General features: G+C 63.3%; 17 protein-coding genes. 2 read left to right on the plus strand and 15 right to left on the minus strand.

The genetic code is table 11. The annotated features are described in order from the left end of the window. Nucleotides 1-19 precede the first annotated feature (19 nt). Nucleotides 20-697, minus strand: coding sequence for an O-methyltransferase (locus tag AB6732_RS16195; protein WP_370960911.1), 678 nt, complete (start codon nt 695-697; stop codon nt 20-22). A gap of 52 nt (nt 698-749) precedes the next feature. Further along, nucleotides 750-1,073, minus strand: a complete 324-nt coding sequence (locus AB6732_RS16200) for an MTH1187 family thiamine-binding protein (RefSeq protein WP_370960912.1) — start codon at nt 1,071-1,073, stop codon at nt 750-752. Nucleotides 1,074-1,162: 89 nt separating this feature from the next. On the opposite strand from AB6732_RS16200, the gene AB6732_RS16205 reads away from it, so the two are divergent. Continuing rightward, nucleotides 1,163-1,789, plus strand: coding sequence for a TetR/AcrR family transcriptional regulator (locus tag AB6732_RS16205; RefSeq protein WP_066216965.1), 627 nt, complete (start codon nt 1,163-1,165; stop codon nt 1,787-1,789). Between the two features lie 71 nt (nt 1,790-1,860). Here the strand turns inward: AB6732_RS16205 and AB6732_RS16210 are convergent, their stop codons facing one another. The 11 genes from AB6732_RS16210 to AB6732_RS16260 form a co-directional block, all read right to left on the minus strand. Next, nucleotides 1,861-2,415 (minus strand): DUF2247 family protein, encoded by a 555-nt coding sequence (locus AB6732_RS16210; RefSeq protein ID WP_370960913.1) that lies wholly within the window; start codon nt 2,413-2,415, stop codon nt 1,861-1,863. A gap of 467 nt (nt 2,416-2,882) precedes the next feature. Continuing rightward, nucleotides 2,883-3,380: a hypothetical protein gene (locus tag AB6732_RS16215; RefSeq protein WP_370960914.1), complete on the minus strand. Its 498-nt coding sequence runs from the start codon at nt 3,378-3,380 to the stop codon at nt 2,883-2,885. Nucleotides 3,381-3,827: 447 nt separating this feature from the next. Then, nucleotides 3,828-4,181: a hypothetical protein gene (locus AB6732_RS16220; protein ID WP_370960915.1), complete on the minus strand. Its 354-nt coding sequence runs from the start codon at nt 4,179-4,181 to the stop codon at nt 3,828-3,830. A gap of 80 nt (nt 4,182-4,261) precedes the next feature. Further along, nucleotides 4,262-4,600: a hypothetical protein gene (locus tag AB6732_RS16225; RefSeq protein WP_370960916.1), complete on the minus strand. Its 339-nt coding sequence runs from the start codon at nt 4,598-4,600 to the stop codon at nt 4,262-4,264. Between the two features lie 219 nt (nt 4,601-4,819). Further along, nucleotides 4,820-5,317, minus strand: a complete 498-nt coding sequence (locus AB6732_RS16230; protein WP_370960917.1) for a hypothetical protein — start codon at nt 5,315-5,317, stop codon at nt 4,820-4,822. A 119-nt stretch (nt 5,318-5,436) separates the two neighbouring features. Then, a complete protein-coding gene (locus AB6732_RS16235) occupies nt 5,437-6,573 on the minus strand; it encodes an RHS repeat-associated core domain-containing protein (protein WP_370960918.1) in 1,137 nt (378 codons plus the stop codon). A 410-nt stretch (nt 6,574-6,983) separates the two neighbouring features. Then, on the minus strand, nt 6,984-7,361 hold the full coding sequence (locus AB6732_RS16240) for a hypothetical protein (protein ID WP_370960919.1): 378 nt from the start codon (nt 7,359-7,361) through the stop codon (nt 6,984-6,986). A 53-nt stretch (nt 7,362-7,414) separates the two neighbouring features. Further along, nucleotides 7,415-13,096 carry an RHS repeat-associated core domain-containing protein gene (locus AB6732_RS16245; RefSeq protein ID WP_370960920.1) on the minus strand — a complete coding sequence of 1,894 codons (5,682 nt, stop codon included), beginning with the start codon at nt 13,094-13,096 and terminating at the stop codon, nt 7,415-7,417. A 545-nt stretch (nt 13,097-13,641) separates the two neighbouring features. Then, nucleotides 13,642-16,542 carry a LamG-like jellyroll fold domain-containing protein gene (locus tag AB6732_RS16250; protein ID WP_370960921.1) on the minus strand — a complete coding sequence of 967 codons (2,901 nt, stop codon included), beginning with the start codon at nt 16,540-16,542 and terminating at the stop codon, nt 13,642-13,644. Between the two features lie 62 nt (nt 16,543-16,604). Further along, nucleotides 16,605-18,029 carry a hypothetical protein gene (locus tag AB6732_RS16255; RefSeq protein ID WP_370960922.1) on the minus strand — a complete coding sequence of 475 codons (1,425 nt, stop codon included), beginning with the start codon at nt 18,027-18,029 and terminating at the stop codon, nt 16,605-16,607. A 1,087-nt stretch (nt 18,030-19,116) separates the two neighbouring features. Beyond that, complete coding sequence (locus AB6732_RS16260; RefSeq protein WP_370960923.1) at nt 19,117-20,010, minus strand: glycerophosphodiester phosphodiesterase; 894 nt, start codon at nt 20,008-20,010, stop codon at nt 19,117-19,119. A gap of 50 nt (nt 20,011-20,060) precedes the next feature. Here AB6732_RS16260 and AB6732_RS16265 point away from each other — a divergent pair, with 50 nt between their 5' ends. Beyond that, complete coding sequence (locus AB6732_RS16265; RefSeq protein ID WP_370960924.1) at nt 20,061-21,383, plus strand: DUF445 domain-containing protein; 1,323 nt, start codon at nt 20,061-20,063, stop codon at nt 21,381-21,383. A gap of 35 nt (nt 21,384-21,418) precedes the next feature. On the opposite strand, the gene AB6732_RS16270 is transcribed toward AB6732_RS16265, so the two are convergent. Both AB6732_RS16270 and AB6732_RS16275 read right to left on the minus strand, forming a co-directional pair. Continuing rightward, nucleotides 21,419-22,345 (minus strand): hypothetical protein, encoded by a 927-nt coding sequence (locus tag AB6732_RS16270; protein ID WP_370960925.1) that lies wholly within the window; start codon nt 22,343-22,345, stop codon nt 21,419-21,421. Nucleotides 22,346-22,430: 85 nt separating this feature from the next. Then, the gene (locus tag AB6732_RS16275; protein ID WP_370960926.1) at nt 22,431-23,075 is read right to left on the minus strand and encodes an alpha/beta hydrolase; all 645 of its coding nucleotides are present in this window, start codon (nt 23,073-23,075) and stop codon (nt 22,431-22,433) included. Nucleotides 23,076-23,176 lie beyond the last annotated feature (101 nt).

A 23,176-nucleotide genomic window follows, 5' to 3' on the forward strand; every position in this document is an offset into this window, starting at 1 on the left:
GGACGCGTGGAGTCCCGGTTCAGCGCAGCACGGCCAGGGCGAAGCCGTCCCAGCCCTTGGACCCGACCGTCTGAAGGACCGTGGCGTCGAAGCGCGGGTCCTGTCCCAGCAGTTCCAGGGAATCCCGGATCGCCGGGGCGTTCACAGGGTCCATCTCGGGGTGCCGCGGGGCGCCCTCCCAGACGGTGTTGTCGAGGACCACCACGGTGCCGGGGCGGCCCAGCCGCGCGGCCCAGTCGAGGTAGTTCGAGTTGTTCTGCTTGTCCGCGTCGATGAACACCAGATCGAACGGTTCCCCGCCCTCCAGCGTGGGCAGGACGTCCAGCGCCGCGCCCACTCTCAGGTCGACGCGGGTGCCGACGCCGGCGTCGTCGAGATTCTTGCGCGCGACGGCGGCGTGCTCAGCCTTGAACTCAAGGGTCACCAGCCGTCCGTCCTCTGGGAGGGCGCGGGCCATGAAGAGCGTGCTGAACCCGGCCAGGGTGCCGATCTCAAGAACGCGCCGGGCGCCGCTGATGCGGACCAGGAGTTCCAGCAGCTTGCCGGAGTTCGGGGCCACCTCGATGGGAGGCATGCCCGCGTCCTGGGCGGTGCGGATGGCCTGGTCAAGGGCCGGATCCGGGTGGACGACCGTGTTGGAGATCCATTCCTCCATGGCCACCCATTCCGGCTGGGACCTGTGCTCGAATGCGCTCATGAGGCCATGCTAGGCACGCGGCCGGGCCCGCCGGTAGAGGTCGTGAGGAGGTTCACGAGAGGTCGTCGAGGGCCTTTTCGAGCCGTTCCACCTTGCCGCTCAGTTCGCCGGTGTAGCCCGGACGGATGTCGGCCTTGAGAACCAGGGAGACGCGCGAGCCGTACTCGGCGACCGCGAACGTCGCGCGCTTGACGACGTCCATCACCTCGTCCCATTCACCTTCGATCTCGGTGAACATGGAGCTGGTGTGATTCGGGAGACCGGATTCGCGGACGACCTTGACCGCGGCGGCCACCGCGTCATGAACGGAGGCGTCGCTCGGGGCTTCGGATCCCACGGGCGCGCCGGAGGGGGCGACGGAGAATGCGACGATCATGGGGCTGCCTTTCGTCGGGGTCATGTCATGAAAGCGGTACCTTCGACCGCTTCCGCCCTTAGTGTGCCACGGCTGGCTATGCTGATCAGATGGAATACCGTCAGGGGGGCCGACCGCTGCGTGCAGACGCGGCGCGGAACGTCGAGAAGATCATCACGGCCGCCCGCGAGTGCTTCCACGAGCGTGGCCCGGAAGTTCCGCTGCAGGTCATCGCGGAGACCGCCAAGGTGGGCCCGGCGACGCTCTTCCGGAACTTCGCCGACAAGGAAGCCCTGGTGCTCGCGGTCATTTCGCGGCAGCTGCGGGAGCACGTGGATCCGGTGGTCGTGCAGGCCCTGGCCGCCCCGGATGCCGGCGACGGCCTCCTGCAGGTCATCGAGTCGATCGTCCAGGTGGCGGCCGAGGAATCCGCGCTGCTGGACGCCCTGGTGGGCCGCCGCGGCGTCCTGACCACCATCAGCGGGAACATCATCGAGGCCCTGGGGATGCTCCTGGGCCGTGCGCAGCGTCAGGGCACGATCCGCGGCGACGTGTCCCAGGAGGACGTCATCCGGATCGTCGCCATGCTGATCGGCTCCGTGGACACCATCGAACGCGGCACGAGCGCCTGGCGCCGCCCGGTCGCCCTCATCGAGGACTCGCTGCGCCCCGCCGCGGCAACCCGCGAGCTCCCGCCCCAGACCCCGGTGCCGAGTCTCCAGCTGCCCCTGGGCTGAGCCGCTGGGTCACTCCCTGACCGACGGCGCCTGGCCGATCAGCGCCCACGTCCCCTCCAACACGGCAACCGTCACCTCCGGTCCCGCTTGAAGTAAGCCTCCTCACGGTCCAGATACGCTCGCCACCGCGCATACAAGCCTCTCACCCCGGGCTCCTCACCCTGCGGGGTGGGCATGAAGTCAGCAAACGGCGCAACATCGTCCGGGTAGTCGAAGTCGGCGAAGAGCATTTCGACTGTTCGGAGTGGCTCGTCGAAGTCCGGCTCATGGTCTCTCACCCATGACAAAGCCAGGTAGAGCCAGAGGCGGCGGGCCTCTTCGCCCGGGCGGGCGTCAGTATGGGTCGATTCCCGGATCAGGTCCGGAACCTCGTCGTACTGATAAGACAGCAAGAGCGAAAGTTCCTCCCCTAATGGCGACCCCTCCCCGAACTTCTCTGCGAGGTGCACGACGTCGGAAACATCGATCCATCCATCCAGGTAGCCCTTGACGATCTCACTTGTGGCGGGGATGGCTTTCGCCGCTACGTAGACGGCGGGGATGCGGAAATTGACCAGAGCATCGGGACGACCGTCGGCGAAGCCGTCAGGCCTGGATGTCCACCGCAGCCGGAACTCCTCGTTCATCGGGCTGCATCATCTCCTTCGAAGGGCCACCGCTAGCCGGGGTCCGTCGTGCTCAGTACGACGGTGGGGCCGTAATCGACCGTCACCCAAGTCTCGACCCTTCTGCCCGGGAAGGCCAGGCCCGCCAAGGCTTTCAGGAGAACGCGATCTTCTCAGCCATATCCTCGACTACGCGCTCGTCGAGCCCGACCTCGCCATCAGACCAGTTCCACGGGATCAGGCGGTTGATCGAGGATTCAATGAGCGCGTGGTCGCCTCCATGATGGTCACGCCACTGCTGAACCGCGGCAACTGGTCGGGGTCAAACAGGATCGGATCAGGCATGATGGCATCCTTCTCGTCAGACCACAGATCACCAAGTGCGCTTTCGCGGGGAGTGGTCCACGCGCATTCAGGAAAACCGAAAGCTCACGTCGCTCCAACGAATCTGCCAGGCGCGCCGAGTGCGACCGGAATCTCACTCCACCTCAGCTGTCCGAAATCCGGTATTCGAGACCCAAGGCCTTCGAAAGTGCGATATTCACGGTGCCGTGCGAACCACTGGCGTACCTCCCAAAAAAGTCAGAGGCATCTGATTCGTCGCCGTTCTCGTCGAAATACTTGCCCTCATATCGAGCCATACCGGGAAGATTCGGCGGGATCTTGAAGCGATTTCGCTCAAGGAGTTCACCCGGCCCGAAGTGAGATCTCTCGAGCGTCCGAAAATATCGCTCACTCCATGCATATTTCTCGACGATCTGCGGTGGAAGCAGAAGGTTGTTCACCTGCAACGGGGCTCGATCATCAGGTGTCCAATCCGTCGAGACCGGCTTCAAGAGGTACACCACGATGCAGTCGGGAATCCCGGTTACGACCATCGACGTCGAAACGACGCGTCCGGGAATCCGGAACTCACCAATCTGCATGTCGAATATGTCGCCACGCCTGGGCTTGGTCCGAGGACCTTCGAACTTGCGAAGGTTCATCCTAAACTCCTCATGATTCAGCCAAGCCACCTTTGTTCTTTCAATTCGGTCCTTCGCGCCAACACCGCCCCTATGGTCTCGAAATTCTTTTTCAGGTCAATTGGCTTCTCAAGCCTCTAATACCAAACGTTCGAGCTAGGTCTACTCACCATGTGGCGGCGCCGATCTCCGCTCACTGAGAAGCTTAATCGCTACAAGCTTTCCTTAGCCTCTTGAAGAAACCATTCCAGAACATCAAGCGGAATCTCTCCCCTAAACAAGGTGACGGTTCGGGCACCGCTGTCCTCATTCTCGAAAACCTCCGCAATACGCGTTCCACTCTCGAGAGCAAGTTCGATAGACATTCCGTCACGTTCACCGACCGAGCTGACTAATAGGATCTTGTATCCAGATCTCACGGCCGAGGCTCCAATAGTCCCATGAACATCCGACCCCACTGACGCCCCACTATTCTTTGTCATTGAGCAACATAAGTAGCGAGACGATCTGAGCCCGGTCAAGACTACCGTCAATTCGATCCCCAATTTCATCGAGCCGTTCAATGACCGCGGAGATCTCCTCCTCCCACGCCTCTTCAAATTCAATATCAAGCGGTCTCACAGCGCCGGAGATCTTAGCGGTAGCGACATAGCCCCATCTAACAAGTGAAGCCCACTGTTGAATCTGTGGCAACGGGAACCTGCCCTCCAACAAATCATGGAGAACCGCAACAACTGCGCTTCGTTCCACGATCAAAGATACGCCGAGGTCCTTCTGAGCACCTTTTACCTCGGACCACGGAAGCGTTAGGATCCGATTCATTGCGGTAAGATCGCCGCGAAGTACTAGCGTCAATTCGATCGGAGCGCAGAAGAGCATCGACTAAGACCCTGACAGCTCAGCTATTTCCGGTACGTCTTCGCGAGTTCGTCGCCCTTCTCAGTCGTTCGCAACCAGAAGCCATCAGTCCTGGGGCTCCAGTTCAAGGCTTCCAGTTCACGCTCAGCACGGTCCAACCAGCCCTCCGGCTCATCCGTCCAATCTACGAATCCGCCCTCCGCGAGATCTCCAGGAACCATCAGCCCCTCTTCGAATAGCCTTCGCAAGACTCGCAATGTGAGACGTTTTGATTCTTCGGTGATCTCCTCGAAAGTTGAGTACCATATGACTTCTTGGAGCAGGACCCAATCGTCGAGGCCGCTGATCAATAGGCTTCGGATAGCCCGCTCTTCCCTTTTCATGGAACTCCTATTTCAAATGAACTTTCCGAAGCGGCCCTCGTTCTCCCGGGATGTCAACGCCGTGACGCCCCAGCCTCCGACCTCTTTCACTCCGTGGGCGAGGTCCGCCGCGCGGGACGCAGTACCTCTGTTAGACCTGAGACGATGGCGAGGACCTCTCAGCAATTGTCGCCGATTCCCCGCCAAAGTGGCCTACCCAAGCACCGCAAGCATCCTCACCTAGGCCCTCCGCGCGGCCGTGTTGAGCAACTGTTGAAACTGATCTGGGTGCACTGCCGGGCGCTTGTGCTCGTATAAGACTGCATCCAAATCGAGGTTTACGCCTCTAATATCGACAGTTCCATACGTTTGAACCGATCCCCGATCTGCGACGATTCTATGGCCGTATGTCGCCACAGCCCTGTCCACATCCAAATTCGTCCGATGCTTAGGGTCTTCGGCGCCGAATCCCATGATCACATGTTTCTGGTAAGAAACATTGGATCGCCCCCAGATGAAGAATTCCCATCGAAGATTCGGGTGACGTTTAATCATAATGTCGCCTAAAAATAGGCCGATGTCGCGACATACCGAATACCACATCGGGAGCAGTCGTCCCGGAACATCAGGATCCGGTTCGATATTATGGAAAAACCAAGTGTCAAGATCGGAAATTGAATCGTCGGAGCCATCCAGATCAATTCCGTTCAGAGCGAGCAGGTCTCGCAATTCATTCACGCGAGCACTCCTGGTTTCCATAGTCTCGTTGAAGAATTGGCGCGCTTCAGCGCGAGAGAGGTTCTTTACGTCAGGCCAGGATTCGACTGGCTGAGGCGAATATTCTTCCCATCTGACACTCATGGAGCATAACCTATCTTGATACCTGCGTCGTTGAGAGCGCGCTCTAGCGGGGCGGTCGGGCCAACCTTACCAGTAACTCCGCTCCTTGAAAATATCCACCAGACCTCATGAATATTCTCGTCGTTTTTCAGCAGCCATGCATCCTTAGCGACCTGCGCACGGACTTCTTTCGTCAATGACGTCCGACCAAGCTTGGATTCAATAGCGATTCCGTCTGATGTGAGGATGTCAAGGCGCCGAACTCCAAGGCCAGTCTTGACAGTCGCCTCAATGCCTGCGCCTAGGTGCGTGGCGGCAATCAGGTCACGCGCCCCGTTCCCAGCTGCAGCATTGAGCCCAATTCGAGACCCGCTGGACAAGGCTGTCTTGCCGACTGCGCCGAGCGATCCCGCCCCGGGAATCGGGATCATGGCCGCGATCGCCCCCGGAGCTGCTGCTCCTATCGATTGACCGATCGTATGGCCAGGGTTTTCCACCTGATCCACAACAGTCTGGCCGATCCAGGTAGTAATCCCCGCAGCCAGAGCGCATGTAAAGCCTCCCGAGAACGGACAGACCATCAGGCTGACACCCACGACTGCCGTGGTAGCCATCACCTGAACTTCTTGCGCAGACATTTCCGTGCTGATGAAGTTCTTGTTCGGCGTGTAGAAGGTGCTCGCGCAACCAAGCGATCCACAGCCGTAACGGTTATAGCCCGGCTTGGGTTGGTTGTGGCCCGTATAACGCCAGTAGGGGTTGCTCGTGCCGTAGTAGTAGTTTCCAGGGCCGCCCGGTGCGACAGTCAGAGTGCCATACTGGGCTTGCTCCCACTTCTTGCCATAGTCCTTGATCGGGCCGTTCGTGTGATTGATCGGCACGTTGGGACGCGACTCGTACCCGTTGCACACGTCACATAGGAACAGGCCGCTGGGGTCGGAGAAGTTGACCGGATCCGCTCCCGAATACATGTAGGGGCTGAAGAGTCGCTGAGTGGACTTGTCCAGGACCGGGTCCGGCGCAGTGAAGACCCCCAGCGTCGGGTCGAGTTCTCGGGCGCCCACCTGAACGAGCTTCGACTGCGAGTCGGCCAGCTTGCCGATATAACCATTGACGGCGCCGAACCCGGCAGGGTTGGCGGCATTGCTTCCCACTCCGCGTGCACCAGCAGGCGCGGCTGCGAAAGCGGCGTTGGCGACCGCCGATTGGGTCGGTCCACGGGCCAGACCATACGGATCAGTGAACCTGACGACAGCGGTCGTACCGGCAGTCGCCGTCGTCGGCAGGACCATCGTCGTCGGGAGACCCGTGGCGGTAACCCGGTCGGTCCCGGTGAATCGGTCGAGCTGATGGCCTGGCCGAGCGGGTCATAGCCGATGGTGTCACCCGTGAGCCACGTCGAAACCGACGCACTATTGGTCTCAGTCGCCGTGTCGGTCCGGGTTACCTGTCCCTTGGTGGGAGCCTGATACCCGCTACTCCCCGGATCGGCGGAGGCCGACGAGTCGTACGAAGTCACGCGAGGTGGCCACCACCCCTTGCGAGCCGGGGGAATAAACCCCCACTACTTTCGTCTAAATTGAAGAACACTTTCACCGTCGCGATATCCAACCGGATACTCGAGGGTTGCCACGCCGTCTTGCTCCTTTACTTCAAATTTCGCGCCGTTGAGCCTCCCCCGAATGTCCACCACCACGAAGATTTGGTTGCTCGCTCGGTCTTCTCGGATCGCCCATCCTCCAGAAATGTCCTCGACCTTGTTCCAATCGGGAGGCCCGCCAAACCCGGCACTATTTGGAGAAACAAACACTTTACTTGGAAGCCCTGTGCCGCGAAAATTCCCATTCTCATCGAAGCGGATCGTTCCAGAACGTCCGCCAGGACCATCGGTGCTCCAAGAACCAACAAGACCTTCGCTCGAAAACTTGGAGGGACTCGGCACGCACGCACTCAATGCACAAACCAGGATCGCAACCGCGAATAGTCTAAATGTTCTTACCAACTAACCTTCTCCGTCCAACTGAACTCTTGCGGTTGCTTCGAAAAGGGTCCGTTCGGGGAGGGAATCGAATTCAGCCACCTTCGCATGTTCTGGTTTATTCCAAATGCCGATCCCAAAGTCATGTCATTATGCCCAGAGTACGAGAGGAGGGCAGTTTTGTTGGCGCGATCGACAGAAACAACCCGAATCGTAAGGTCGTACGTCCCGAGGGCAGTGATTGCTCGGGGCCGCATTCCCCAGCATTCTCCTCCCCATTGCGCTAGCGTACAGGCGTCCAGCAGGAAGTTCAGATTTTTCGGGCCCGGGCTACCCGCACTGTATCCGGCATCCTCATCCTCGACAGAGCCACCCTGGCGGAGCTTGTTAATGATCCTATCTCGGCCCAGCGAAGTCTCAAGGCGCTTCTTCATGGAATCGATGTAGGTGCCCGAGTCCTTGTATATCCGCGTCCCCTTGGATTGGCTCTGTCCAATAGCCCATCGTCCGATGGCAGCAGTTGGCTCGTCAACAAACGTAAGAGCCACGTCGACTACCCGTCCGAGCTGCTCCCCGAACACGGCAGCACCACAACCTCCAAATCCACAACCGTTCGTCATCGTAGACGGCAACTTGACCTTGGAACTAGTGGGAACGTTGGCTCGGGCTGGCAGCCCGGTGTACCGCCAGTAAGGATTGCTCGTGCCGTAGTAGTAGTTTCCAGGGCCGCCCGGTGCGACAGTCAGAGTGCCATACTGGGCTTGCTCCCACTTCTTGCCATAGTCCTTGATCGGGCCGTTCGTGTGATTGATCGGCACGTTGGGACGCGACTCGTACCCGTTGCACACGTCACATAGGAACAGGCCGCTGGGGTCGGAGAAGTTGACCGGATCCGCTCCCGAATACATGTAGGGGCTGAAGAGTCGCTGAGTGGACTTGTCCAGGACCGGGTCCGGCGCAGTGAAGACCCCCAGCGTCGGGTCGAGTTCTCGGGCGCCCACCTGAACGAGCTTCGACTGCGAGTCGGCCAGCTTGCCGATATAACCATTGACGGCGCCGAACCCGGCAGGGTTGGCGGCATTGCTTCCCACTCCGCGTGCACCAGCAGGCGCGGCTGCGAAAGCGGCGTTGGCGACCGCCGATTGGGTCGGTCCACGGGCCAGACCATACGGATCAGTGAACCTGACGACAGCGGTCGTACCGGCAGTCGCCGTCGTCGGCAGGACCATCGTCTGACCGGTGTTCACCCGATCGCTGATGATGACGGTCAGCTGGGAAACCCCGGATTTGGCTGTGCGCTCGGCGACTGCCTTCCCGGCGAAGCTGTACGACCGCGTTGCGGTGACAGCGCCGGCCGTCGTGGCGTGCGCCGTCGTCATTCCCAGAGTGAACGTCGTTCCAGTCCCGTCGGTGATTCCGATGAGGTCTCCACCGGCGGTATAGAACCGCTGAGTGTCACCTGTCGCCGTCGACGCAGGAGCGTTGCCCGAAGCACTGTTCGGGTTGGGATTACCAGACAGCGTGGTGCTGCCTGACGTGCCGGCGAGCTTGCCATCCGCCGTGTAGTTCAGCGTCTGCCCGGCCCTCGTGGTCATCCGTCCCGCAGCGTCCCACCCAAACGATGCGGAAGTCGCAGTCCCGGTGGCGGGGGTGCTCGTCATCCCGGACAGACGGTGGCTGGTTCCCTGATAGCTGTACGCCTCAGTCGACGCCAGGGCACCGGTGGGACCGAAGCGCTTGACCTGCGCACGATCCCCACCTGCCGTGTAGGTGTAGGTCTGGGCGTAGGCCGCCGGCCCTCCGAGGCCCGTGACAGAGGTGGCGCTTGATGCCGGGGCAGCACCGCAGGCGGCGGTGGGGCTCCAGGCAGCGGCCAGACGATCCGCATAGTCATAGGCGAAGCACTGATTGTCGACTGGCTTATTGGTCCGAGCGGACCAGGATTGATTCCGGTTGGTGATCTTGCCTGCGGCGTCGTACTTGTAGCTCGTCTTGCCGAGGTCGGCGATCACACCCTTGGACTTGTTGTCACTCCGGACAGCGACGACACGCTGCGTGGTCGCGTCATAGTCGAAGTACGTGGCTGTAGTGCCGACAGTGGGGTTGGTCGAGTAGACCGAGTTCTTGTCCCACTGTTGGAAGGACCCCAGCCAGCCCAGGTTGTTGTAAGCACCGTTCGTGGCGATGTTGTCGCCGAGATTGCTTTCGAGGGCGATCGGTCGATCGGCGCTGTCGTAGGACGACGTCAGGGTCTCCGCGGCCAGGCCTCCCAATGCCGGGATGCTCTGGGTGTTGGGAAGACCGTTCTGCCGGTAGCTTGCTGTCGTGGTGTACGTCCCGGCGAAGGTTCCCAGCCCGGACGGAACAGTCACGGTGGACGTTCCCGGCTGGTTGTTGGCGTTGTAGTTCGCGTAGGTGGAGATGACGGCCTGATCGTAGTTCGCCCCGTTGTACCGGGTTTCGGAACTGAGCTGCCCCTTCTTCTCGGTGTCATAACTCCGAGTGACGAGGGTCTTCTCCGTTCCCCCACTGACCGTCACGGTCGTCTTGATCGAGCGGTCCAACGCGTCGTACTCGTTCTTCGTGACCGTGCCGAGAGCGTCAGTGGAGGTCGCCAGCCGCCCGCTCGCATCGTAGCTCAGCGAACTCGCGCCGGCATCCGGGTCAGTGGCGGAGACCTGGCGCCCCGCGGCGTCGTAGGTCCAGCTCCACGTGTTGCCGGCGACGTCCTTCATCGAGGTCATCTGTCCGAGCGTGTCGAAGGTGTACGTGCTGGTGTCCTTCGCCGACGCTGTGGTCGGGCCGCGGAACAGGACGTTCGCCACAGCGCTGCCGTTGAGGTCCGTCACGCTTTGCTTCGCCGACGCCGCAGCTGTGCCTCCCGGAGGAGTAGGGCCGGTGCTGGTGACCGTGTCGGTCCCCGCGTACGCCAGCGTGCTGGTCCACAGGGTTTGATTGTCATTGGCCACGTCCGAGGTCGTTGTGACACGTCCTGCGGCATCGTAGGCGTAGGTGGTGGAGGACGGGACCGCGATGGTGGGGATGAAGAGCGTCCCCGACGGCGCATTCGTCATGTAGTACTCGTGGACGCTCTTAGCGAGATCTCCAGCACTGTTGTAATACGTGTCCGTGGCGATGGTGCCACCGATCGGCGAAGCCGTCTGCGTCTGACGGGCACGGCCCAGCCCATCGAAGATCGCATACCCGCTGACGATCCCACCCGAGTTGTTGACCCGATCGGTTTTGATGGACGACGGCGCCGTCTGCGACACCGCGTAGGTGATGGCGAGCGACGGAGTGGGATAGTTCGCCTTGGGACGAAGCGCGTCCCACTGCTTGACCAGGCGTCCGGATGAATCGTATTCACTGGTGGACACGTTGCCGTTGACATCCGTGGCGGTAAGGGCCGAACCGCGGGAGGCATCGAACGTCTGGCTCGACGTCCACCCCAAGGGATTGGTGGAGGTCACCGTCGTCGGGAGGCCCGTGGCGGGACTGTAGGTCGTGGCAGTGACCCGGTCGGTCCCGGTGGTCGGATCGGTCGAGCTGATGGCCCGGCCGAGCGAGTCATAGCCGATGGTGTCGCCCGTGAGCCACGTCGACACCGACCCACCGTTGGTCTCGGTCGCCGTGTCGGTACGGGTCACCTGGCCCTTGGTTGGAGCCTGATACCCGTTGCTCCCTGGATCAGCGGAGGCAGAGGAGTCGTACAGCGTACGCGACGCGGTCAGAATATCCCCGGTGCTGGTGCCGCCGGAGCACTCACCCTTTCGCGTGGTCTGAGTGGCGGGCAGCCCCAGGAGATTCGCGCCTGTGTTGTCCGCAAACACCGTCAGCTGGCACGAGGCATCCGTGCCACCGGTCTGCGCGGTGTTGCTCGCGGCCGTGACACGGCCGTAACCGTCGTGGGTCAGGGTCGTGGTCCGGGACCTGGCCCCATTGATGGGAGCCGCCGTCTGACCGGACGCCTGGACCGTCTTCTGGGTGGCAACCCCGATGTGGCGAGCAGTTGCCGAACCCAGCGCTGCGGTCGACGTCGCCGTCGGCGACGAGGCCCAGGGGACGGTGATGGAGCTGGACAGGCGCGTTGTGGTGTCACCGAGGAAACTCTGAGTCTCCACCTGCATGCCCGTCAGCCACGGCGAATCCGTGATGGCGGTGCCATCCGTGGTGGTCACCGTGGACGTTCTGGTGCCGCCACTTGAATCGGACGGGGTGCCGTCCAGTCCTCTCAGATACGTGGTGATCGACGTGGGATTCGCCGTACCCGAGTTATTGCCCTTGATGGTCTTCACCTGAGCCCACCCGGCCGCCACGGACCAGGTCATGTCCGTGCCGCCCTTACCCGTCACGTATTTCTGCTCGGGGTACTTCCAGGCGGGGGTGCCGATGTACTGATACCGCGTGAGCATGTCGACTCCGCCACCCGGGCCCGCGGCGATGCCGATGGCTGCCACCGGGTAGATGTGGAAGTAATCGGTACGGGCAGTCTCAGGAATCGGAGTGGTCGGAGCCCACCGCTGCGGGAAACAGCGCTTGTTATTGGTCTCAGGAGACGCGGGCAGATTCGTCGGCGTGCATTCCGCCGCGAGGTAGCTTACAGACACCACGCCACCGGTGGGCAGTTTGATTCCGGAGATGCGGTAACGGTCCAGGGGCGCCTGGCCATCCACTACCCACACCCTGTTCTGCAGCGTCTGGCCGGAGAACACCACAGCGGGATCGGTCACAGCTGTGCGGCCCGACGTCGTATCCGCGGCGGTGTGCGTGACGGAGCCCAGCCAGAGGGCGGGCTTGGTCCCGTCGCCCGGGTCCGGGAACGTGTGTGCCAGAGTCCAGGTGTCGATGTTCTGGTAAGCGGAGCCCACCAGCGTCTTCGTGGTGATGGTCTGCAAGCGCTGGTCTGAGTAGAACGTGGGCGACTGCATCTCACACGTTCCCGAGGCGGTGCACGAGTACGTCGCGGGAATGTCGCTGCCCTTGCTGCAATCCGTCCCGGTGCAGCGTCCGGTGTAGCTGAAAACGTACTGCAACGGGGCCGCGTTGGCCTCGAGCTCGTCACCGGAGCGCATCCCGTAGTCGACCCTGATCGGGCGGGAGGACCGCACATAGGACAACCGTGCTCCGGTGCCCTTCTGAGAGGCGTAGAAGTTGGTGTCCTGCGCGTAGTAGACCGCTTGGGAATTGCCGTGGACATCCACGACGTAGTCGAGATTCCATGCAGACGCCTGCTGACAGAGCGACGCGCCGAAGGATCCTGCAGCGCACGGTTGGCTGGAGTTCGCCGCACCCACGGGGACCGTGTCCACCGAGTTGGTCGTCGCAGATCCGTTGGCCCATCCGGGAAGCTTGTTCCGTCCGAAGAAATACTGGGTGCCCGCGGTGTCGGTCAGTTTCCAGTACCCGCCGTCGTAGGAACCGTTCTGGCCCGATCCGGTGAGGTACTCGATCTTGGTGTTGTCATCGTTCTCAAGCTTGAAAACGCCCGACGCGGCGTCCTTGATGATTTTCCCGGAACGTCCGCCGAACGCGATGGAGAACGACTGTCCGCCCTTGTTTCCGCAGAGGTCGTAGGAATCGGCGACGTCCTGGTCCAGGCACGAACCGAACTTCTGCCGGATCGAACCCAGTCCCGCGAGAACCCACCCGTCTCCGATCGTGCTGGCCTGGTTGTTGGTGGCCGCCGTCAATCCATCCACGCGAGAGGAATCGTACGACAGGGACAGCGACGGTGATCCGCCGGCTGGCGCTTCGCGGCCCGGCAAGGGATACGACCATGTGAACCCACCCGTCTGGGACGTGGATCCCCACTGGGAGGCACCGGTTCCGGGGAGGGCGGAGAAGTCACCCGCGCCTTTGTCATTGGTCGGCGATGCCACGGTCCGGGGCTGGACGGCGGTGGCTTTCCGCCCGGACTGGGAGAACGACGCCGGCACGACCGTCACCGTGGATTGCCCACCTTGAGCGATCGGAACCGAAACCTGCTCCGTCCCCGCCACGCGGCCTCGTCGATCGTGCGTCTGCGTTGCGCCCGAGAGGAAGGGCAGCCCCTTCGATTCCCCGCTCGGAGCCCACGGCACCGCCGACACCGCCGGCAGGTCCTGGGCTTTCAATTGCTCTTGGGGCGACTCGACAGTATCCGGGAGCGAGTACAGTCCCGCACCTGCGAGAAGTACCGCCGCCACCGAAGAAGCGGCAAGCGCGCCTTTCAGACCTTTGAATGTCCTCGCGGGGAATCTTCTGCTCATCTCATCAGCCCTTGTTCGCCGTTGTCGTTGAAGCTGCTCGTCAGATTCTTGATCTGTTCAGCCGTGAGGATGCCCTGGGCCAGCACGGGACGGTAGACCGAGCCGAGGAACTGGTCCTGAGTGGATGTCGAAAGATACCCGAGCCGAACCGGCTGTGCTGCCGAGGAGGCAAGGAACCGGGTCTGAGCTGTTGCGGTGATCCACGTCGTCACCTGTCCACCACTGGTCACGGTGATCCGCAATTGCTGGTTCAGAGGGTCATAGGCGCTGACCACGTAGGCCCACTCACCGTCCTGGATACCGCCCGAAGCGTTGTTCAGGACACGCGAATCGGCCGTGGCACTGGTCCAGCCCTGCAGGCCGAACTGTGGCTTGTTCGCCGCGTCGGGCAGAATGCCCAGCCGCGCCCCAGGTCCTCCCGAAGCCGCAACCTGGGTGATCACCGACCGGATGCCGGTCCCGCCCTGCGGTTTCACCCACGCCGCTGCCGTGAAGGCTTTGGACGTGTCGACGGCGCCGCTTGCAACGTCGCCTCTGTCCCCCGCCGCTGCGAACTGGAGCACCTTGCCGCTCCGTTGGTCTGCCGTATCGGGACAGAGGGCCACATTCGGCGAACCGGAGTTGCACACCGCTTGATCAGCCCAGGCGGCTCCCCCGGAAACGGTCACGGGCTGCAGGTCATGGGGCAATGGCGCCTGAGCCCCCGTCGACAGCGTGTATGTGGTGGCGCTGGTGCTCTCTTTGAGGAGATTGACGTTGCCGGCGGTGTCGACCGCCCACGCACTGATCACCGTGTTCTGATCGATTGGACTGACGTCAATCGTGGCCTTGTTCGATGTGGCACAGACGGAAACGAAGGGGCCGCTTCGGGTGTTGCATGCCATCGTGACCGGGTGCGACGTCACCTGCCCGTCCTTGGTCACGGCGTAAATGAACTTCTCCACGCCATACTCGCCACCGTCACCGAGGGTGAACGAAACCGTGTCCTGGCCTGGAACAGCCGACGTAGAGCCTTGGTTCGGACCCGTCGACGTCACCGGGAAGCCACCGGACGGGGTGATGGTGGGCGACTTGGGTGGAGTCGTGTCCACGTAGAAGATGAAGGTCATGGTCCCGGAGCTGTAGCCCTGGGCATCTGTCGCAGTGGCCGACAGCACGTATCGACCGTCGGGGAGCGACCCTCCCTGCCAAGTGAACAGGGTGCCGATCGTCGGAGATCCCGGCGCCGAAGTCCCGGAGAACATCAGGGCTCCGTTCGCGGCCTGGGTCACCTTCATGGCCACCGTGATGTTGCCTCCGACCGCCCCGTCGGGGTCACCCGAGCGAACCTTGTAGAACGGCGCGGAGAACCTGGTGACATACCGCGACCCCGTCGCGTACGGATCCCCGTCCCAGAGGCCACCGTCAATGGTGTAGATGGTGGGAGTGGTCGGCGGAGTGTCATAGGTGACAGTCAACGACGCGGCGTTGCTGAACCGCTTCCAGCCGAGGGAATCGGTCTCGTCGTCGGCTTTGAGGCCCACCGACCACTGCGCATCTGTGGACAACGCGTTCTTACCCGCTGCCATGTCGAATCCGACGGTACCTCCTGGGCAGGATGACGAGTTACCTTTGGCGACATTGGCCGTGCTGAATTTAGTGCCCCAGGCCGGTTGCGAATTCCAGGTGGTGCCGGCACCGACGGTGCTCGTCGCGTACGCCGTCACCGGACGCGCTGTGCACGACGGCGACCACACCTCAGTCGTGTTCATGACCGCTTTGATGATCTTCTTGCCCGCCAGGGCCGACGTCGTGAACTGATAGTGGCCGCGCGTCACATGGGAGGCGCCATAGGTGTAATCCCATTCGGGAGGCAGATACCCGACGTGCACGCTGCCATCCGAGCCCCCGCCGCCATTCCAATAGGACATGGTCGGCCAGAAGGAGTCCACGTAGGTGTACCCGTCACGGTTGGTGGTCCAGTCAGGATCCACGAACACGGGGAACGTCAGCTTCTTCGCCGTCAGGATGCCGTTCATCCCCAGCTTCTGCACCTGCTGGTCGCCCTCAGTGCCCAAGCTCAGACTCAGCGGGTACACCAGTCCCGGGCCACCAGGACCAGACGCCGTCGAGCCGTCCCACGAGGAATCCCACCATTGGCCTTCAGCAGTCTGCAGCGCCGCCTTGCCGTCAGCGGTCACCGCCACAAGACCCTTGCCATCACCGCGGTCCTTCACGGTGGCGCCATCGGCGTGAAGGAAAAACCTCATCTGCGCAACCCGCGGATCCGACAGCGCTTCACGCGTCTTCACCTTCAACACTTGTGAAACACCGGTGGGCCGGGCCAGCTGTACAAGATCGACACCCGGCAGCACCTCGGAGTAGGTCGCCGTGTCGCCGTCGACGACGGGCTCGGGCAGAGCGCCGAAAGGCCACTTCTGCGTCACGGCTGCGCCACGATGATCGCCCACATAGGCCATCACATCGGAGCCGCCTTTGGCCAACGACACATCGGCGAAGACGTGTTCCGGAACGAGCCGTGGCTTCCCCTTCTGGTCGATGGACTTGAGGTCGGTGTCGATCGGGTGCCACGTCGTGCCTTCTTTGACCCGGACCGGCTCTGAGGAGATCTCGGCCTTCACCGTCCCATCAGGCTGGGCGGTCGTCACCGATGACTCGGTCGTGAGCGAATCCACCACGACAGGGGCACCCGATGACGTGGCTTCTTTGACGGCGGCCGCTTCGGATTTCTCCGAAGACGGCGGTTCTGTCGCCTGCGTGGAAGGCGCCACAGGTGCTTCGCTCGTTCCAGGCGATGGCGCATCCTCCGCATACGCAGGCGTCATCCCTGCGGAAAGACAGGCGGCGACGATGGCCGCCGACATGATGCGGAAGCGGCGGCTTTTCAGTGATCCCACACTGTGCTCCTCAAGCTCAAAGTGGTTCCGGTGGTTCCGGAAGGAGATGGATGGTGGGTTGTTCAGGGGGTCGTGTCGACAGTGAAAGCGAAGGACATGATGCCCGATCGATAGCCCTGCACATCGGTGGCGTAAGCCTCCAGGACGTAATCGCCGTCCGCCAGAGTGCCGCCTTGCCAGGTGAAGATCGTTCCGTCAGCCGGCGAGCCCGGAGCCGTCGTGCCCGAAGACCTGACCGTTCCGGTCACGCGATCCTTGACCGTCATGGTCACGGTGATGTCACCGCCCGGAGCTCCGTCCGGGTCGCTCGCCCTGACCTTGTAGGACGGGGTTGGGACGGCAGTGACATATCGGGATCCCTGCGCGAACGGCTGCCCGTCCCAGAAGCCCCCATCGACCGTGAAGATGGTGGGTGTAATCGGTGGCGTGTCATAGGTGACAACCAGGGTCGCTGTATTACTGAACCGCTTCCATCCCAGCGAGTCGCTCTCGTTGTCGGCCTTCAGCCCGACAGACCATTGCGACATCGTGGACAGCTGCGATGTGGCGGCCCCCATGTCGAAAGCCACTGAACCGGCCGGGCAGGAGGCAGAGTATCCCTTGGCAACGTTCTGGGTGCTCACCTTCTGGACGAAGGCGGGCTGCGCGTTCCAGGTGGTGCCGGGCCCGACTGAGCCCGTCACATAGGCGCTCACTGGACGCGCTGTGCACGTCGGCGACCACGTCTCCGTGGCGTTCAGCTTGGCGGAGATGATCTTCTTCCCGGCGAGCGCCGAGGTGTTGAACTGGTAGAAACCCCGTGTCACGTGAGAGGCGCCGTAGGTGTAATCCCATGCCGGGGGGAGGTACCCGACATGGACCGTGCCGTCAGCACCGCCGCCGCCGTTCCAATACGAGACCGTGGGCGTAAAGGAGTCGACATAGGTGTAGCCGGAGCGACTCGTGCTCCAATCCGGATCCACGAAGACAGGGAACGTCAGCTTCTTCGCCGACAGAATGCCTCTCATGCCCAGCTTCTGCACCTGCTGGTCGCCCTCAGTGCTGAGACTGAGGCCCAGCGGATTCCGCAACCCCGGTCCACCGGGGCCCGACGCTGTCGAACCTTCCCAGGAAGAGTCCCACCATTGACCTTCGGCGGTCTCGAGCGCCGCCTTGCCGTCAGCGGTCACCGCCACAAGACCCTTGCCATCACCGCGGTCCTTCACGGTGGCGCCTTCGGTGTGAAGGAAAAACCTCATCTGCGCAACTCGCGGGTCCTTCAAAGCCTCCCGCGTCTTCACCTCCAGCACCTGCGATACACCGGTGGGGCTGACGATCTGGACCAGATCCACGTCAGGTAGGACTGAGTGATACGTTGCGGTGTCTCCCTCGACGAGAGGCTCCGGGAGGGCGCCGAAGGGCCATTTCTGAGTGACGGCGGCTCCCTTCCGGTCACCGACGTAGGACATGACATCCGAACCGCCCTGGGCGATGGCGATGTCCGCCACAGCGTTCCGGGGAACCAACCGGCGTTCCCCGCTTGCTGCCGTAGACCTGAGCGTCGTATCGACCGGACGCCACCCGTCGGCGCCCTTGACACGAACAGGCCGCGAATCAAGCTGGGCCCGGAAAGTGCCGTCCGGAAGTGCGACAGTACGCGAAGTCTCGGTGGTCAGAGAGCCGACTTCAACTGCTGAACCGGATGCCTTCGCCTTGCGCGCAGCCTGCTCAGTGGCGCTCGGCGTGTCGACCCCAGCGTCAGGGCTTTTCGCTTGAACCGCGCCCGCTCCTATCACCAGGACGAGCGGAAGGCCGAGGCCTGCGATGACAAAAGAGACAGCACGATGTAGCGGCTTTCGCCGGAAAGTCCCCAATATGATCCCCATGAAGTTGTGCGAGTGGCAGGCTTCAGGCCCTCCTCTGAAGCCACTGATGACTGAACCATATGACGAGAGTCACGAGGTGGCAAGACAAATGAAAACGTTCCACCGGTATGTTTTACGCCGGCGTGACCGAGCTCTACACATCGACCCTGGAGAGGTTGCCCCAACCTCGCCCGGCACCGCGCGGTTCGCCCTAGCGCGTCGCCGGGCCGCTTCGAGCGGGCGCATCTCGACGCCGACGCCCACACCGCCGTCGTGATCCACAACTGAGACCCGGCTGCGGCGACAGCCGGTCAAGTCCCGCTTCATACCCCACGAAAGCGAGGCAGTGACAATTCAGCCCACTTCGCGGGCTCCGATGGCTCTCAGAACGTCCGCAAGCCACACAAGACCGTAACCGACAGCGTTCTCCGGATCATTGACGACAGAGCTCAGATTTTCAGTGCATTCTGAGTACTGCCCGACAGTCAGCTCCGGTGGGCCGGTAAGCACGTCCCCTTGGGCGGCTAGGAGGGATGGACCAGTAATAGTCGACGCCAAGGTCAACAACATCGTCCCCGTTGGCTGCGCGCTCAAGGAGTATCTCAAACGCCTCTCGCAACAGGTCCTTGCTGACAGTCACTGCGTCTGTCCTTCCACTCCAGATTCTCCCACCTCAATGACACGACGTGCCGAAAAAGCCGAGTGCCCCGAGCTGCGTCCCCGAACCCCCTCAGACCGCCGGGACCTCGCCCAGCGCCACGGAGATCCGACGCAGCACCTCGGCCGGGCGGTTGGTGGTGATCTCCTGGATGCCGAAGGTCACGCAGTAGTCCACGTCGGCGTCGTCGTCCACGGTCCAGACCCGGAAGCGGCGCCCGTCCGCCAGCCACTGCCGCGCCTGGTCGGCATGCGCCTTCAGGTAGTCGATGCCGGGGCCGGCGATCCCTGCGGTGCCTTCGTCCAGCATCCTCGCGGCCCGCTGAACGGCGGCGCGGAGCACCAGCGCGACCGCACTCGCCGCCAGACTGCCGATCTCGAGGTCTTCTTTGACCTCGTCCGTGTCCACGTCGTCCACGAGCTGGCACACGGCATCCGCGGGGACGGTCTCCAGCAGCTGTTCGGTGGCTTGCGGGTCGAAGCTCATGAAGGAGACCCGGATGTTCCCGAGCATCCCCGTCGAGGCTTCCCACCCCCGGTCCGACAGCAGCTCCAGCGTATTCTCCTCCAGCCGGAACCCGAACGGCGAGGGGTGCTTGAACTCGATCGCCAGCCCGATCCCACGGCTGGCGCCCGCCAGGATGTCCAGAAGCTCGCCCAGGGTCAGGAACTGCTCACTCGGGGAGCCGAACTCCTGCGGGATCACGGCGCCCTTCCACGAGTGGAAGTCCAGCTCGCGCAGCTCTGCGAGGGTCTTCTCCGCCACGGGTCCGGTGCCGTTCGAGGTGCGGTCGAGGTCGTCGTCGTGCAGGAGCACCACGTGGCCGTCCTCGGTCAGGTGCACGTCGCACTCGACGCCGTCCGCTCCGTCCGCGATCGCCTGCAGGTAGGCGGCGCGGGTGTGCTCGGCGAAGAACTCGCTGGCCCCCCGGTGAGCGTAGACGAGGGGGCGGCTGATCTGAGTCATGAGATAAAGCTACCCACATTCGTGTCAGGGCAGGGGCATAGGGTGGAGGCATGGACGTGAACACTGCGCCAATTTCCCAGGACAGCGGCACGCTGCCCTCTCCGGGTGACGCCGCCAAGGCCGCCGCGCTGGCCCGGATGAAGGGCATCGCCCTGGCACTGCTCATCGCCCTGGCCGTGGTGTTCGGGGTGTCCTTCGCGCTTCAGCACCAGTACCCGTGGCTGGCCTATGTCCGGGCCGCGGCCGAAGGCGGGATGGTGGGCGCCCTCGCCGACTGGTTCGCCGTCACGGCGCTCTTCCGGCACCCCATGGGCCTCAAGATCCCCCACACCGCGATCATCCCGCGGAAGAAGGACCAGATCGGCGCCTCCCTGGGCGACTTCGTGGGCACCAACTTCCTCTCCGAGGACGTCATCCGCACCAAGCTCGCGGCCACGGATCTGGCCAGTTCGGTGGGCCGGTGGCTCTCCGGCACGCACGACGACGGCGCACCCGCCACCGGTCCGACCGGCGCCGACCGCATCGCGAAGGAAGGCGCGGCCGCCATCCGCGGTCTCTTCACCGTGCTGCGGGACGACGACGTCCAGGCCGTGGTCGAGGCGCTGGTCCGCAAGCACGTCGTCGATCCGCCGTGGGGCCCGCCGGTCGGCAAACTCGCCGAGCGGGTGTTCGACGAGGGACACCACCGGCACCTCGTGGACCTGCTGATCGACCGGGCCGCGGACTGGGTCGGCCGGAACCACGAGACGGTGAACCGCCTGGTCAGCGACCGCTCCCCACTCTGGGTGCCCGGGTTCGTGGACTCGCTGGTCGGGGACAAGGTGTACATCGAGCTGGCGAAGTTCGTGAAGGGCATCCAGGCGGACCCGGATCACCAGGTCCGCCAGGCCATCGACACCTACCTCAAGGAACTGGCCCAGGACCTCCAGCACGATCCGGCGATGATCGAACGTGCCGAGGGGATCAAGGCGCAGATCCTGGGCGATCCGCAGGTCCGCGACATCGCCGGACGCACCTGGGAGACCATCAAGAAAGCGCTCCTGGAAGCCGTGGACGATCCCCAGAGCGAGCTGTACCAGCGCTTCGTGGGCGCGATCCGGGACTTCGGCCGTCGCCTGGTGGACGACCCCGAGCTGGCGGCCAAGGTCAACACCTGGGTGGCCGACATCGCAGCCTACGTGGTCTCCAACTACCGCGACCAGATCACGGGGCTCATCACCGACACCGTGGAACGCTGGGACGCCGAGGAGACCTCACAGAAGATCGAGCTCCAGGTGGGACGCGATCTGCAGTTCATCCGGATCAACGGCACTGTGGTCGGGTCACTGGCCGGCCTGCTCATCTTCACCGTCGCCACGCTGCTGCTGGGCTGATAGCCCCCACGCAGTCCGGGTCGCCGCGGCGCGGGTCAGCGCGGTTCGGCGCCGGGGGTTCCGGGTGCGTCCGTTCCGGCGGCGTCCACTCCGGAGGCGCCGGGGAGCCGCCGGTCGGCGGTCGGCGGATCCAGCTCCAGCGGCGCGTGCTGCGGGGGCTGAGCCGTCGACGCGAGCTGGGCGGCGCCGTCGTCGGATGGGAGAGCGGGCTGTTCGCCGAAGGGGGCAACGAGTGGGAGCGCCCCGAAGGCCTCGCGGGTGTTCGCGATGACCGCGCGGCCCATGAGCAGGTTGCCGCCGCCGCCCATCACGGCGCCGACGCCGAACGGCAGGAGCCGGCCGAAGAACGCGCTGCCCTGCTTCTTGACCAGGGACTTCAGAAACGCCTTCTGGATGGCGGCCTTCACGGGTTCGAAGGTGGCGGTCGACGTCTTCTTGGTGAGGACGCTGCCCCACACCTGGCTCGCTCCTCGGCCTCGGCCCATGGTCTGCCCGGTGAACGCACTCAGCAAGGAGGTGCCCTCCTCGCCCAGCATGATCGCCATGACCATGGTGCGGGCCTTGTCGGGGTCGGTCACCCGGACACCGTGGAGCTCGGCGACACTGGAGGCGAAGAGTGCGGTGGCCTCCAGGAACGCCGCCGTCGCGACGCCGGACACGGCCAAAGCGGTCCCGGTGCCGACGCCGGGGATCACCGCGGTGGCGCCGGCGCCCGCACCGGTGGTCGTGACGGTGGCCAGATACTGACGCTCCAGTCGCACGACGAGTTCCGCCAGGGAGGCGTTCGGGTGCTTGCGGCGCAGCCGTGAGATGTGCCCGACGACGAGCGGACGCTGCACATCCACCGCCTTCAGCAGCATGTTGTGGATTCCGGAACGGGGCTTGCCCTGTTCGTCGAACATGGCATTCTGTGCTGCGTTCTGAGCGATTCCCAGGGCGGGGTTCTTCTTGCGCTTGGCCATGGCCCTAAGCCTAGTCCGCGAGGGGCCCCAATTGAGCTTGCGAAATGGGGGAGCGGGCTGGGCGCTAGTCCGCGAGGGGCCCGCTTCAGGAGGCGGCTTCGGCGGGAGCCGTGGACTTGAGCACGTAGTACTTGAGGAACGCGCTCACGTCGACCATCTCCTGCACCGCCATGTAGTGGCCCAGCCCGGGATAGCTGCGCGAGGTCAGGGCCGTGTTCTCTTCGAGCCACTCCTCCGTGAAGAGTGTGGCGTCCTCGTTGATCACGAGGTCCTCCTTGTCGCGGCCCCAGAAGAAGGGCGGTCGCTGATCGAAGGACTCGGTGAGCGCCAGAAGGTCGTTGTCGAGGACGAACCCGGACAGGCCAACTGTGGCCCGGAACTGTTCGGGACGGAGTCGCAGGAGGCTGCTCGCCATGGCCATGCCCTGGGAGAACCCGAGGAGCGAGACACTGCTGTGCTGCGCCTTGATCCCGTCCAGCCAGGCGAGAACCTGTGTGCAGGAGGCCATGACCTGGGAGAAGTCGTTGGTCAGGAAGTAGTCGAGCAGGAACCACCCGTGCTGGTCGCCGATCTCCATCACACCTTGGGGCGCCGCACAGGTGAACTCCTGCGGCAGGTGAGGGAACAGTTTCTCCATGCGTTCCGGCGAGGATCCGTAGCCGTGAAACAGCAGCAGCAACGGTGTGCCGGCACGCTCAGATTCCGGCTTGGACCACAGGACCTTCTCCATGGCCCTAAGCGTAGTCCGCGGGGTCCGCCGCGGAACTCCTCCCCTCCCCGGGATCCCCCGCTCGTTTCCGGTTTTCGCCACGTACCCCTTGACTTCCAAAA

Source organism: Arthrobacter sp. RCC_34, assembly GCF_041360795.1.
GTDB lineage: Bacteria > Actinomycetota > Actinomycetes > Actinomycetales > Micrococcaceae > Arthrobacter_E.